General features: G+C 71.6%; 11 protein-coding genes and 1 pseudogene. 8 read left to right on the top strand and 4 right to left on the bottom strand.

The window, feature by feature from the left end; genetic code table 11:
• The first annotated feature begins 70 nt into the window (after positions 1-70).
• On the top strand, positions 71-322 hold the full coding sequence (locus tag B0E54_RS21775) for a hypothetical protein (protein WP_234587658.1): 252 nt from the start codon (positions 71-73) through the stop codon (positions 320-322).
• A gap of 129 nt (positions 323-451) precedes the next feature.
• Positions 452-817, top strand: a complete 366-nt coding sequence (locus tag B0E54_RS21770; RefSeq protein WP_007464802.1) for a WhiB family transcriptional regulator — start codon at positions 452-454, stop codon at positions 815-817.
• Positions 818-1,110: 293 nt separating this feature from the next.
• Here B0E54_RS21770 and B0E54_RS21765 read toward each other — a convergent pair whose 3' ends face one another.
• The 3 genes and pseudogenes from B0E54_RS21765 to B0E54_RS21755 all read right to left on the bottom strand — a co-directional run bounded on the left by B0E54_RS21765 (position 1,111) and on the right by B0E54_RS21755 (position 3,768).
• Positions 1,111-2,457: an AarF/ABC1/UbiB kinase family protein gene (locus B0E54_RS21765; protein WP_234587657.1), complete on the bottom strand. Its 1,347-nt coding sequence runs from the start codon at positions 2,455-2,457 to the stop codon at positions 1,111-1,113.
• A pseudogene (locus B0E54_RS21760) lies at positions 2,454-3,376 on the bottom strand (hypothetical protein). Before B0E54_RS21760 ends, B0E54_RS21765 begins: the two are co-directional and overlap by 4 nt.
• 224 nt (positions 3,377-3,600) lie before the next feature.
• Positions 3,601-3,768, bottom strand: coding sequence for a DUF5679 domain-containing protein (locus B0E54_RS21755; RefSeq protein ID WP_007464795.1), 168 nt, complete (start codon positions 3,766-3,768; stop codon positions 3,601-3,603).
• A 527-nt stretch (positions 3,769-4,295) separates the two neighbouring features.
• Here B0E54_RS21755 and B0E54_RS21750 point away from each other — a divergent pair.
• The gene (locus B0E54_RS21750; RefSeq protein ID WP_234587656.1) at positions 4,296-4,826 is read left to right on the top strand and encodes a M48 family metallopeptidase; all 531 of its coding nucleotides are present in this window, start codon (positions 4,296-4,298) and stop codon (positions 4,824-4,826) included.
• A 410-nt stretch (positions 4,827-5,236) separates the two neighbouring features.
• Positions 5,237-5,845, top strand: a complete 609-nt coding sequence (locus B0E54_RS21745; RefSeq protein WP_234587655.1) for a hypothetical protein — start codon at positions 5,237-5,239, stop codon at positions 5,843-5,845.
• Positions 5,846-6,118: 273 nt separating this feature from the next.
• Here the strand turns inward: B0E54_RS21745 and B0E54_RS21740 are convergent, their stop codons facing one another.
• Positions 6,119-7,438 carry a zinc-dependent metalloprotease gene (locus B0E54_RS21740; protein ID WP_234587654.1) on the bottom strand — a complete coding sequence of 440 codons (1,320 nt, stop codon included), beginning with the start codon at positions 7,436-7,438 and terminating at the stop codon, positions 6,119-6,121.
• Between the two features lie 115 nt (positions 7,439-7,553).
• Here B0E54_RS21740 and B0E54_RS21735 point away from each other — a divergent pair, with 115 nt between their 5' ends.
• From B0E54_RS21735 to B0E54_RS21720, 4 genes are all read left to right on the top strand, one after another.
• Positions 7,554-8,567, top strand: a complete 1,014-nt coding sequence (locus B0E54_RS21735; protein ID WP_234587653.1) for a PDZ domain-containing protein — start codon at positions 7,554-7,556, stop codon at positions 8,565-8,567.
• Between the two features lie 96 nt (positions 8,568-8,663).
• The gene (locus B0E54_RS21730) at positions 8,664-11,651 is read left to right on the top strand and encodes a UPF0182 family protein (protein ID WP_234587651.1); all 2,988 of its coding nucleotides are present in this window, start codon (positions 8,664-8,666) and stop codon (positions 11,649-11,651) included.
• 187 nt (positions 11,652-11,838) lie between these two features.
• Positions 11,839-12,348, top strand: coding sequence for an RNA polymerase sigma factor (locus B0E54_RS21725; RefSeq protein ID WP_234587648.1), 510 nt, complete (start codon positions 11,839-11,841; stop codon positions 12,346-12,348).
• The gene (locus B0E54_RS21720; RefSeq protein WP_234587646.1) at positions 12,338-13,267 is read left to right on the top strand and encodes a hypothetical protein; all 930 of its coding nucleotides are present in this window, start codon (positions 12,338-12,340) and stop codon (positions 13,265-13,267) included. Before B0E54_RS21725 ends, B0E54_RS21720 begins: the two co-directional genes overlap by 11 nt.
• The last annotated feature ends 48 nt before the right edge of the window (positions 13,268-13,315 follow it).

Raw genomic sequence — 13,315 nt, 5'->3', positions numbered from 1 at the left:
AGCGGCGCCATTCCGGCTGCTCACGGGGGTTGGTCCGGTCGATTCGAGGAACGTGAGGGAGGTGGCCACCGTGGAGATCTTCACCTATGAGCGTCTGACGGCGATGCCGTCTGTCCACGCTCCGCTGTCGGCTGTCCGGGTGGCCCTTGCGGCCGCACGACCGTCGGTTCCGCAGGTGCACCAGGTTCAGGCCGAGCTGAATCTGACCGTTGCGCCGATCGCCGGAGTCGAGGGGATCAGTGGCTTCACGGGCATGGACATCGATGGCGCCAAGAAGCGCACGGATGTCCGCGGCGTTCCACCTCGAGGTAGACCGGTCTGATCTTCAGACACCGGCTCACCTCGAGGCCGCGGAACCCGCTACCGGGATCCGCGGCCTCAGTTTTTTGCCCCGCCGAAGTACGTCGGAATGCGATCCACGAGATCGAAGTGAGAGAGAGGTGACCGGGAGATGAGTCTGGCGTTGGCCCCCCTCGATGTGAGCGTCGAGCTGGAGGCGAACCTGCCCTGCCGGAAGTTCGACCCCGACCTGTGGTTCTCCGACTCGCCTGCCGAGCTCGAGCTGGCCAAGTCGCTCTGCGGGGACTGCCCGCTGCGCGTCGAGTGCCTGGCCGGGGCGGTGGAGCGAGCGGAGCCGTGGGGCGTCTGGGGCGGCGAGATCTTCGAGCGTGGCGCGGTCGTTCCGCGCAAGCGGCCCCGTGGCCGTCCGCGCAAGGAGGACGTCGCTCGTGACGCCGAGCTCCGGGTCGAGGCCGAGGCGCGCTTGGCGGCCAGTGGGCTGTCCGAGGTGCGTGGCGCGGTCCGGCTGGCAGCCTGACATGTTCCCGACCCGTACCAACTACGCCGGTGGCACACCGGCAGTGAGTGAGAAAACGATGTTGAACGTTCCGAGTGGAGCCTTCGAGATGCAACTACTCCACGAAGCGTTGACCAGGGCTCGAATGCGCCGGCCTCAGGCCGGTCGTACCACCACGAGCACTGAGGCAACCCGATCCGCCCGTACCGTCGCCATGAACAGCCGCAACCAGTCGGCGCGCGACCTGGGCGTTCTCTAGTACCACCCCACACAGAAGGGCGGGTGCCGACCGGCACCCGCCCTTCCGCACATCCTCAGGCGACCGGCGCGAAGCCCGGCAGCCAGCGTTCCAGGATGCTGCGGTACGGCGCCTTCGCCTCCAACTGGCAGAGCACCCCGATCGAGCCGAGCGTCACCCGGTGGATGAGCAGGTACGACGGGGGCAGGTTGAGCTGCCTGCTCAGCTGGTACGTGGGGGAGCGGGGGCTGGCCAGCCGGCCCGCCTCGGCCCGCAGCCACGCCCGGGTGAAGCGGAACCCGTCGGCCGCGATGGGTTCCAGCATCGGACGGAGGAAGTCGAGGACCCCCTCGGCGTCGATCTCGTCGGTGGGGCCGATGAACCCCTCGTCCCGCAGTCCCGCCACCACCCCGTCCGCGTCGCCGCGCAGGGCCCGCCCGGCGATGAGGCCGATCGGCTCCGGCGTGCCCTCGGGCATCCGGGCCACCGCACCGAAGTCGATCACCCCGAGTCGGCCGTCGGGCAGCAGCCGGAAGTTTCCCGGGTGCGGGTCGGCGTGCAGAAGACCGGCCCGCTGGGGCGCGGAGAGGTGCAAGGTGGCCATCAGCCGGCCGGCCTCGTCCCGCTGTTCCTCGGTGCCCTCGCGGATGATGTCCGCCAGCGGGGTGCCCGTCACCCACTCGGTGACCAGCACCCGGGGTGAGGCGGAGACCACCTCCGGGATGAAGATCTCCGGATCGTCGGCGTACGCGGCGGCGAAGGTGCGCTGCGACTCGGCCTCGAGCTCGTAGTCCAACTCCTCGGTGATCCGCTCGCGCAGCTCGACCAGCAGCGGCTTGACGTCGAGGCCGGGCTGGATCGCCCGGAACATGCCGCCCAGCCGGGAGAGCTGCTTGAGGTCGGCGAGCAGCGCGTCGCCGGCACCCGGATACTGGATCTTGACTGCCACGTCGCGGCTGTTCGGCTCGCCGGACGGGCCGTAACCCGGCTCACGCCACCGGGCCCGGTGCACCTGGCCGATGCTCGCCGCAGCAGCCGGGGTGTCGTTGAACTCGACGAACCTGTCGCGCCAGTCGGGGCCGAGCTGCTCGGCCAGCACCTTGTGCACGCTGGCGGCCGGCAGCGGCGGCGCGGCCTCCTGAAGTTTGGTCAGGGCCTGCCGGTACGGCGCGGCGATCTCCTCCGGAAGGGCCGCCTCGAAGACCGACAACGCCTGGCCGAACTTCATCGCCCCGCCCTTGAGCTGGCCCAACACGCTGAACAGCTGCTCGGCGGTGCGCTGCTGGATCTCCGCGGAGATCACGTCGGAGGCGAGCCCGGTGACGCGCTTACCCATGCCGAGGACGGTCCGGCCGGCGAAGCCGAGCGGCAGAGCGGCGAGCTTGGCGGTCCGGGACACGGCCCGGCGCGGGATGTCGGTCACTTCGCCATTGTTACCGACCGGAGGGGTCCGCTGCTGCTGTGCGGCCGGGCTGGTGCGTACACCCGGCTCGACGAACAGCCGCACGCCGGGTGCGGCGGCCATCCCCGGCGGCGGAATCGGCCCGCCCCGGTGATCTCCATGGCGCCACCCAGTGTCTCGGGGTGGCCGCCGTCGAGGTGCGCCAGGACCTCCGCGACCGCGTACCCGATGGCGGCGAGCAGGGTGCCGGTCGCGCCGGCGGCCACCGGCTCAGCCGCGGCGAGCTGGGCGGCGAGCCCCGGCCAGGCCGGGTCGCGGTCGGCGCGATGCAGCTCGACGCAGCGCAGACAGGGCCCGGCGGGTGGCCGGACCAACGGCCCGATCACCGGTACGCCTTCGCGCAGGGTCACCAGCAGGTGCGGTTGACGGCGCTGGGCGAGACCGGCGGCGAGCAGCGCGGGCGGACGGTCCGTGCCGAGCTGGATCACCAGATCCACCCGGGCGGCCCGGACCGGATGGGTGCCGGTGCCCGGCGCGACACGGTCCACCGGCGACGCAGAACCTGTGCGGGGGTGCCGGGCAGCCGGGCCGCGACCAGGGCCAGCGCCGCGGCCTCGGCGGCGAGTCGGGCCCGGACCGGCCCGGCCAGGTCGCGCGGGAGCAGGCTGTGCGCCGGCACCAACAGGCCCGCCGCGCGCAGGGCGTCCAGCAACGTACGCGCGTCGTCGGTCGCGACCTGGGCCGCGAGCGCCTGGGTCAGCACGTCCCGTTCGCTGCGCGTGCCGTCGAGCAGGTCGAGCAGGGCGGCGGTACGCGGGTTGGCCAGCTCCACCAGCACGGCGGGCCCCGGGCCGACACCGATCTGGAGGGTGTGCCGATCCCGCCAGAGCCGGCTGAGGCCGGGAAGAAGCGTGGGGCGGGGCAGCGGGGTACGACTCATGGTGACGAATCGTGACCGCATCCCTGCGCTCGGTCGATCGTTGTCCACAGGCGGCCGAGGCGGTATCCAGCCTTGTCCACAGGATCTGGCGGGTTATCCACAGGCCGCCGGGCGTGTTGTCCGCCACCCGACAGCCTGGCCGGCGTCCGCAGTGGCCCTTCTTCAGAACCGCAACGGGGGCGGGACGGCCACCACGGCCGTCCCGCCCCCGTCGATCCGTACGGTCAGACCTTCGCCTTGCCGAGAATCCGGTTCACTGTTGTGCCGCAAACCGGACACTTGCCCTTGGCCATGTTCATTCCGGTCTTCGAGACCTCGACGTGCCCCTCGAAGTCCCGCTTCTCCTTGCACTTCACGCAGTAACCGTTGTAGGTCTGGGCCTGGTCGGCCACGGTGCCCTCCTCGTCTCGTCCGCCGGTCAATACGGTCCCGGCGGGGTGCCCGGCGGCGGGCCACACGGGGCGCCGGCCGCTGGGTCTCACTCCACGGTCACCTTCGTGACCGCTGGTCCGCGGACCCTACCCAGGTCTGGGCAGTTCCATGTCAGCTGTACATCGGCCTGTGAGCAAGTCGACGTCGAGAGTGTGCATGGCGAATTAGGTCGGATAAGTCAGTTTGGCGGGGACACGCCGACCAAACCCTCACAGCCACCCGTGCGAGTGCCCCCGAGGCAGCGCGGAGCACAGTGATCACCTACGGTGGAGGGGAGCCCGCGCGGTGCCGCGCCGACGACGTACACGGTGGGTGACGAGACGTCCCGGCGGCGTCCCGGCGACGACCGGGCCAAGAAATTTTCGGGACGCTGGGCGACCAAACACCATTTTTTGGGCGCGTGTCGTGCGGTTGACTCTTGCGGACCCCTGGTCAGTACGCATTAGCTTTCCTTCGTGACACGTAGCCGAGGCTGCGCGGGCCAGTGATGGCGGGGACGCGTAAGCCGGTCGTCGAGGTGCGGCGCAGCCAGCGTCGGCGACGCACGGTGTCTGCGTACCGTGACGGTGAGCGGGTGGTCGTCCTCATCCCGGACCAGTTCTCCCGGGCCGAGGAGAGCGAGTGGGTCGACCGCATGTTGGCGCGACTCGCCGCCCGTGAGGGCCGGCTCGCCCGCTCGGACGACGAGCTGGTCGCCCGGGCCAACCGGCTGATCGATCTTTACCTCGGCGGGTACGGCGCGAAGGCGGTGCCGGCCAGCGTCCGCTGGGTCACCAACCAGAACGGTCGCTGGGGCTCCTGCACCCCCGCCGACCGCAGCATCCGCATCTCGCACCGCGTCCAGGACATGCCCGACTGGGTGATCGACTACGTGCTGCTGCACGAGTTGACGCACCTCATCGTGCCCAGCCACAACGCCCGCTTCTGGGCGCTGGTCGGCCGCTACCCCAAGTCGGAGCGCGCCCGCGGCTACCTGGAGGGCGTCGCCGCCGCCTCCTGCGCCCCCGTCCCCACCTGATCGACAGACGCCCCCGAGCACCCCGCCTGCGTACGCCCTGGTCGCGCGCTCTGGCTGCGCGCCGCTCTGCGCGTGCGTCGGGCCGTGCGTGCGCCGGGCCGTGCGCGCGCCCGGCCGTGTGTGCCTGCGCTGCGCCGTGCGGGCTGCGTCGTGCGGGACCGCGCCGTGCGGGCCGCGCTGTCCGCGGCGCGCAGCGCGCCGTGAATTTGGCGATCTTGGACAGTTTCCGTCAGCTTCGAACGGAAACTGTCCAAGATTCGGCCGGGGCGAGGGCTGGCCGACGTTGATCGACTCGGGTTTCTGGAAATCGGGGCATCCGGGCCACCGGGACACCCCGACTTCCGGGGGACCCGATCAGGTGGTCGTGCGGCGGGATCGAGTCGGCCGAGGCGGGGCGCTAGGGTCGGGTCATGGCGCGGCGGGTGGTGGTGGTGATGCTCGGGCGGGTGCACTGGTCGCCCCCCGGCATCAACCGGGCGGAGTGGCGGGCGGCGCTCGCCGAGGACGTCATTGACCTGGTCGCCACCCTCAACGAGGTGGACGTCGCCGTCGCGGTGACCCCGGCCGACCGTCCGCTGGCGGACGCGCTGGTCTGGCCCGGCACCGCTGTCCACGAGGTGGCCGAGTCGACGCCGAACGCCGTGTTCGCCGCGTTGGACGGCTACGACCAGGCGGCCGTGCTCTCCGCTGACGTGCCCGACCTGCCCGCGCTGACCGTCGGCAAGCTGCTGCGCCCGCTCACCACCCGGTCGGTCGCCGTGGCGCCGGTGGAGGGCGGCGGCCCCGGTCTGCTCGGAGTGGCCGTACGACTGCCCGTGCCGGAGTGGTTGCCTCCGCTGGACCTGGACACGTCGATGCCGGCGGACGCCCGGGCCGGTGCTCCCGCGCCCGGGGACGTCGCAGTCACCGCCGGTTGGCGGCGGCAGCGCGGTCCGGCCGACCTCGCCAGCCTGGACCCGGCCTTCGAGGGCTGGGAGGCCACCCGCGCGTTGCTGTCCGGATCGGGCCGTCCGGCCTGACCAGGCAACCCAGCGCGCCGCCCGACCAGCCGGTCGGGTGGTCGGTGGGGGTGCGCTGCGCATGGTCGGCGGTTGCGGCTGGCCGGCAACCGGGCACCCTGCCCGATCGGCAGTTCCGGCTGGTCGGCGGGCGGGCGCTGCGCATGGTCGGCGGTGCCGGCTGATCGGCAACCGGGCACTCCGCCCGATCAGCCGCCTTGCGGACCGGGCAACCCGGCGCGGACATGCGCCGGGTGCCCGCCACCGCGTGGCGCGGGAACCCGGGCTCGCGCGTCAGGCCTTGCTGTCGCCGTCGGTGCTGCTGTCGCCGTCGGTGTTGGTGTCGCCCTCGGTGTCGTCGGGCTGGCCCGGGGCCTTCTCCTTTGCGCCACCGGGCGCGGTGAAGTCGAAGCTGTCCAGCTCGCTCAGGTCCATGTCGTTCATCGCGAAGGCCACCGGGTCGGCGAAGTCGTTGTCCGACGGGAGCAGGTCCGGGTGACCCCAGACGGCGTCCCGGCCTTCGATGCCGCGGTGCTGGGTGAGCGCCGCCCACAGGGCAGCCGCCTCGCGCAGTCGGCGGGGGCGCAGCTCCAGGCCGACGAGCGCGGCGAAGGTCTGCTCGGCGGGGCCGCCGGCGGCCCGGCGGCGACGGAACGCCTCGCCCAACCGGACGACGTTGGGCAGGCGGTCACTGGCCGCGCTGTCCACCACGTGGCACACCCAGCCCTCGACCAGGGCCAGCGCGGTCTCCAACCGGGCCAGTGAGGCCTTCTGCGCCGGGCTGTCCTCCGGGGTGAAGATGCCTTCCAGGGCGATCGCCTGCATCGACTCCGGGTCGGTCGGGTCGACGCGGCCCATCGCCTCCTCGATCGCCTCGCGGTTGACCCGGATGCCCGAGGCGTACATCTCCACGGCGCTGAGCACGTGCCCGCGCAACCACGGGACGTGCTGGAACAGCCGCTGGTGGGCGGCCTCGCGCAGCGCCACGTAGAGACGGACCTCGTCCTCGGGCAGCTCCAGGCCCTCGCCGTACGCGCGGATGTTGGCCGGGATCAGCGCGGCCGTGCCGGCCGGGCCGAGCGGCAGCCCGATGTCACCGGCGGAGAGCACCTCCGCGGCGAGCGAGCCGAGGGCCTGCCCCAGCTGACCGCCGAAGAGCGCGCCACCGAGGGTGGCCACCATCGACTGCATCGGGCCGAGCTGGGCGCGCGCCTCCGGCGGCACCAGGTCGCCCATCGCGCCGACCATGCGGCTGGCCACCGGGTCGCAGAGCTTGCGCCACACGTCGAGCGTCTTGAAGATCCACTCATTGCGGTTCCAGGCGACCGGGGACTGGATGCCCGACGGCCAGGACGAGGCCGGCTCCAACCACAGGTCGGCCAGGCGCAACGCCTCCTCCACCGCGTTGCGCTCGTACGGCGACACCGCCGGGTCGCCAGCGGCGGCGAGCTGGCTGGCCGCCACCTGCCGGGCCAGGTCCCAGTTGACCGGCCCGCTGCCCGGCGCGGAGAGCAGGTGCTGCAACTGCGACATGAACTGCTGCATCTGCGCGGGATCGTTGGGGTCTGGTGGTTGCCCACCCGGGAGCGCGAAACCGAACGGAATATCAGGCACGACGTCTACGGTACGCGGGCCGCGCCCCAGGTAGCCGCCGCTGGCGTTGCGCTGAGGGCGAAGTCGCGCGGCGCATCCGTCGGGTGGGCCCGGCGCAATCGGTACGCTCTGGCGCATGAGACGTCGCGGCCTGACGGTCCTGCTCGGTGCCCTGCTCACCGCCCTGCTCAGCATCGGGGTGCTCCGGGTGCCGATCCCGTACGTGGTGCTCGGCCCGGGCCCGACGGTCAACACCCTCGGCACGGCCGACGGTAAGGAGGTCATCCAGGTCACCGGCCGGGAGACCTCCACCTCCGCCGGCCAGCTCCGGCTGACGACAGTGGGCGTGCAGCCGACGGTGCGGCTCCGCTCGGCCATCGCCGGCTGGTTCTCCGACGACGAGGCCGTGGTGCCGCGCGAGCTGGTCTACCCGCCGGGGGAGTCGACGGAGCAGGTCGAGCAGCGCAACGCCGAGGACTTCAAGGTGTCGCAGACCAGCGCCGAGACCGCCGCGCTGCGCGAGCTGGGCTTCCCCGTGCAGGTGGTGATCAAGACGGTCGCCGCGGACGGCCCGTCCGCCGGGGTGCTCAAGGTCGGCGACGTGGTCACCTCGGTCGACGGTAAGCCGGTGCCGGTGGCCGCCAAGGTCACCGAGCTGATCCGGGCCAAGCCGGCCGGTACGGCCCTGAGCATCGGTTACACGCGCGACGGCGCGGCGGCCACCGCGACGGTGACGAGCCGTGAGCAGGACGGTCGGCCGCGGATCGGCGTCGAGATCGACCAGCAGCAGCCGCACCCGTTCACGCTCGGCATCGACCTGGGGGACATCGGCGGCCCGAGCGCCGGCCTGATGTTCGCCCTGGGCATCGTGGACAAGCTGACCCCGGCCGACCTCACCGGCGGAAAGGTCATCGCGGGCACCGGCACCATCGACGACGAGGGCACTGTCGGCCCGATCGGCGGGATCGCCCAGAAGCTGGTCGGCGCGAAGCAAGCGGGGGCCAAGGTCTTCCTGGTGCCGGCGGACAACTGCGCCGAGGCGGTCCGCAACCCGCAGCCCGACCTGCCGTTGCTGAAGGTGGGCTCGCTGGACGAGGCGCTTACCGCTCTGGAGACGTTGCGCACCGGTGGTCAGCCGACCCGCTGCTGACCGGTGTGACCGTGCCCCGACACGCTCAGGAACACCCCGTACTCTGGGTGCCTGATCGGAGCCGATCACATCGAGCGTGCGGAGCCAACAGTGGTAATGCGTAGCAGCAGCCCCCTGCCGAGGATGAGCCGGCGCGGCCGCGTCACCATCGCTGTCCTGGTCGGGGTGTTCGTGCTCTTCACCCTGCTCGGCTGGGGTGTCCAGGCCTGGACGGACTGGCTCTGGTTCGACGAGGTCCGCTACACCGAGGTCTTCACCGGTGTGCTGCTCACCCGGCTGACGCTGTTCCTCGTCATCGGGCTCGCCATGGCGGTGATCGTCGGCGGCAACCTGTGGCTGGCGCACCGGCTGCGTCCGCGGCTGCGGCCGCACTCGATGGAGCAGGCCACCCTGGAGCGTTACCGGATGGCGCTCAGCCCGCGCCTCGGCACCTGGATCGCGCTCACCGCCGCCGTGGTCGGGCTCTTCGCCGGCCTGTCGGCGCAGAGCCGGTGGAACCAGTGGCTGCTCTTCCGCAACGGCGGTGACTTCGGGGTCAAGGACCCGGAGTTCGGGGTCGACATCGGCTTCTACGTCTTCCAGCTGCCGTTCTGGCGCTACCTGCTCGGTGTCGGCTTCACCGCCGTGGTGCTGGCCCTGATCGGCGCGCTGGCGGTGCACTACCTCTTCGGCGGGGTCCGCCTCCAGGGCATCGGCGACCGGATGAGCAACGCGGCCCGCGCTCACCTGAGCACCCTCGTCGCGGTGTTCGTGCTGCTCAAGGCCCTGGCGTACGTGCTGGACCGCCGGGCGATGCTGCTGGAGTACAACGAGGGCGCCAAGCTGTACGGCGCCGGCTACGCCGACGTCAACGCGCTGCTGCCGGCGAAGGAGATCCTGGCGTACATCTCGATCGTCGTGGCGATCGCGATCATCGTGTTCTCCAACGCCTGGATGCGGAACCTCGTGTGGCCGGGCATCTCGCTCGCTCTGCTCGGCGTCTCCGCCGTGGCGATCGGCGGCATCTACCCCTGGGCGGTGCAGACCTTCGAGGTGAAGCCGAGCGCCAAGGACAAGGAGGCGCCGTACATCCAGCGCAGCATCGACGCGACGCGTGCGGCGTTCGGGTTGGGCGCCACCGAGACCACGCCGTACGCGGCGAGCAACCTCACGCCACCGGCGAACCTGGCCACCGACACGTCCGTCGTGTCGAACGTGCGGCTGCTCGACCCGCAGCTGGTCAGCGAGACGTACACCCAGCTCCAGCAGGTGCGCGGCTTCTACGACTTCGGCCCCAAGCTGGACATCGACAGGTACGGGGTGAACGGCAAGACCTCCGACTACGTCGTCGGCGTCCGGGAGATCAACTACGGCGAGCTGACCGACCAGCAGAACACCTGGATCAACCGGCACACCGTCTACACCCACGGGTACGGCCTGGTGGCCGCCCCGGCGAACCAGGTGGTGTGCGGCGGGCAGCCGTTCTTCGTCTCGGGTTTCCTCGGCGAGCGGACCCAGGAGGCGTGCTCCTCGCAGACCGAGCAGATCCCGGCCAAGCAGCCCCGCATCTACTACGGCGAGCGGATGGCGCCCGACGACTACGCGATCGTCGGCCAATCCGACCCGAACAAGAAGGCCGAGTTCGACAGGCCGGTCGGCGAGGGCGGCGGCGAGTCCTACACCTACACCGGCGAGGGCGGCGTCAAGATCGGCTCCTTCACCCGGCGGCTGCTGTACGCCATCAAGGAGCAGGAGTCGAACTTCCTGCTCTCCGAGGCGGTCAACAAGGACTCCAAGCTGCTGTACGTGCGTAACCCGCGGGACCGGGTGGAGAAGGTCGCGCCGTTCCTCACCCTGGACGGCGACCCGTACCCGGCGGTGGTCGACGGCCGGGTGCAGTGGATCGTCGACGGCTACACGACGGCGGCGACCTACCCGTACGCCGAGCGGGTCAACCTCCAGGTCGAGACGACCGACGAGCTGACCAACCGGGGCACCTTCCAGCTGGCCAGGGAGAACGTCAACTACATGCGCAACTCGGTGAAGGCCACCGTCGACGCGTACGACGGCACCGTGACGCTCTACGAGTACGACGACACCGACCCGGTGCTCAAGGCATGGAACAAGGCGTTCGGCGGGGACCTGATCAAGCCGAAGGCGGACATCCCGGTCGAGCTGACCGAGCACCTGCGTTACCCGGCCGACATGTTCAAGGTGCAGCGCAACCTGCTCACCAAGTTCCACGTGACCAACCCGGGTGACTTCTACTCGGCGCAGGACTTCTGGCAGGTGCCGAATGTGCCGGACGCGCCGGACAGCGGCCAGAAGCAGCCGCCGTACTACCTGTTCACCCAGTTCCCGGGCCAGGAGGGCCCACGCTTCCAGTTGACTTCGGCGGTCACCCCGAACGGCCGGCAGAACCTGGCCGCGCTGATCTCCGGGTCGTACGTCGACGGGAAGCCGCGGCTGGAGGTGCTGGAGCTGCCGGACCAGACCCGGATCTCCGGTCCGGTGCAGGTGCACCAGCAGATGACCAACAACGCGAACATCCGCCAGCAGCTCAACCTGCTCTCCAGCAACCAGGCGCAGGTGCAGTACGGCAACCTGCTCTCGCTGCCGTTCGCCGACGGCATGCTCTACGTCGAGCCGGTCTACGTGAAGAGCAACCAGCAGGACGCGTACCCGCTGCTGCAGAAGGTGCTGCTCTCCTACGGTGACGGCGGCTCGTTCGTGGCGCTCGCCGACAACATCAACGACGGCATCAAGCAGCTGGTGGAGCAGGGTAAGCGCGCCGGGCAGGGCACGTCGCCGCCGCCGACCACGGGCGGCAACCCGACCAGCCCGTCGCCGACCGCGACCCCGACGCCGGGTGGCACCAACCCGCCGCCGACCGGCGAGCTGGCCACCGCCGCGGACCGGGTGCAGGCCGCCATCACCGAGGTCCGTGCCGCGCAGGCCTCCGGCGACTTCGAGCGGTACGGTCGCGCGCTCAAGGCGCTGGACGAGGCGCTCACCGCGTTCCAGCAGGCGCAGCAGGCGAACAACCCGAGCGGCGGTGCGCCGCCGGCGCCGAGCGCCACCCCGAGCGCCGGCACGGGCGGCTGACCAGCGCCCGAGGAGCACCACGGAGCCCTCGTCGTCGGACCTGACCGGTCCTGGCGTCGGGGGCTCCGTCGCGTCCGTACGTTATGCCGGCCTGTCGCCTCTCCGACATGCTTTGTCCGGCTGAACCGCAACCCGCGACCGCCTCCCGCCGTCCTTGATGCAACGGGGCGCGGACAAGGGGGCAGGCGTGAGGGACGCACAGAGCTTCGACGAGTTCTACCGCAGCACCGCCCGGCGGATGATGCGCTACGGCTACGCGGTGACCGGTGACCACACCGAGGCGCAGGACCTCGTTCAGGAGGCGTTCGCGCGGGCCTGGCGGCAGTGGGGGCGACTGTCGGAGCATCCGGCGCCCGAGGCGTGGCTGCGATTGGTGGTGTCCCGGCTGGCGAACGACCGCTGGCGGCGCCTGCACCGCTCGCGCGCGATGGTGAGCCGCAGCGGGCCGCCACCGACCGCGCCCCCACCCAGCGAAGACGGGGTACTGCTCGTGCACGCGCTTCGCCAACTGCCGGCGGCGCAGCGACAGGCGCTGGCCCTGCACTACCTCTTCGACCTGCCGGTCGAGGAGATCGCCCGGGAGGCCGGCGTACCCCTCGGCACCGTCAAGTCCTGGTTGGCCCGCGGCCGGTCCCGGCTGGCCGTGCTGCTGCCCGACGTCCACATCGAGGAGCTGGAGGCGAACGATGTCAGCTGAACTCTCCGACCTGTACCGATCGCTCACCGTCGTGGCCGATGGGGTGGAGGTGGCCCACCCCGAGCTGGTCCGGCGGCACGCCGACCGGCGGGCGCGGGTCCGGGTGGCCGGCAGTGCGCTGGCGGTGGCGGTGCTGCTCGGCGGAGTGGCCGTCGGGGGGCGGCTGGCGTTCTCCGCCGACCGGCCCGCGCCGCTGCCACCACCGGCCGCCACGCCGGTCTCCCCACTGCCGACGGGGTCGGCTCGTGCGCCCTCCCCGTCCCCGTCCGCCTCGCCCTCGTCCCCGACGCCGTCGCACGCCACCCCGAGCGGTACGCGGTCGGTCGAGCCCACCGGTGGGGCGACCGCCCGCCCACCGACCTCGATCCCGGACCGCGCCTTCTTCGTCCTGGCGGCCGCCAACCGGACCGGCCTGGAGTCGACCGCACCGGGTCCGGTCCTGCCGGCGCTGTGCGGGACCCGCTATCGGAGCGAATCGGCAGTGGTGCAGCGCCGCGCCCGGTCGATCGCCTACAAGCGACCGGAGACCCCGCAGGGGAACGTGCCGGACGGCAGTTACCGGCACAGCATCGCGATCTACCGTCCCGGTCGCGCCGACGACGCGCTGCGCGAGCTGCGGCAGGCCGTCCGCGCCTGCCCGCAGCAGACGATGCCCGACGACACCAGGACCTGGCGGCAGCGACTGCTGGACCCGGGGGCGTACGGCGACGAGTCGGTGCTGTTCGAGCTGCGAGCCCCGTACCCGCAGGGCATGGGCGACCCGGGCGCGCACGAGGTGCGACTGGTCCGTGCGGTCCGGGTCGACGACGTGGTGACGGTGCTCTGGGAGCAGGGTTGGGAGTACACCGCCGCCGAGCGCGCGCAGGTCGACGCGGACAGCCGGCGGGCGGTGGCGGCGATCGAGAAATGGCTGGGCTGACGGCGGTATCGGAGTCGTTTTGCGGTGCCCCGGGTCGGTGCGCTACGG

Origin of the sequence: Micromonospora sp. MH99 (assembly GCF_021442385.1) — a bacterium.
Lineage (GTDB): Bacteria > Actinomycetota > Actinomycetes > Mycobacteriales > Micromonosporaceae > Micromonospora.
This window is presented reverse-complemented; position numbering and strand designations above follow the sequence as displayed.

Excerpts from the sequence above, each read along its gene's own strand:
- B0E54_RS21770 (WP_007464802.1), top strand. The coding sequence starts at position 452 with ATGAGTCTGGCGTTGGCCCCCCTCGATGTGAGCGTCGAGCTGGAGGCG.
- B0E54_RS21750 (WP_234587656.1), top strand. The coding sequence starts at position 4,296 with ATGGCGGGGACGCGTAAGCCGGTCGTCGAGGTGCGGCGCAGCCAGCGT.
- B0E54_RS21745 (WP_234587655.1), top strand. The coding sequence starts at position 5,237 with ATGGCGCGGCGGGTGGTGGTGGTGATGCTCGGGCGGGTGCACTGGTCG.
- B0E54_RS21735 (WP_234587653.1), top strand. The coding sequence starts at position 7,554 with ATGAGACGTCGCGGCCTGACGGTCCTGCTCGGTGCCCTGCTCACCGCC.
- B0E54_RS21730 (WP_234587651.1), top strand. The coding sequence starts at position 8,664 with ATGCGTAGCAGCAGCCCCCTGCCGAGGATGAGCCGGCGCGGCCGCGTC.
- B0E54_RS21720 (WP_234587646.1), top strand. The coding sequence starts at position 12,338 with ATGTCAGCTGAACTCTCCGACCTGTACCGATCGCTCACCGTCGTGGCC.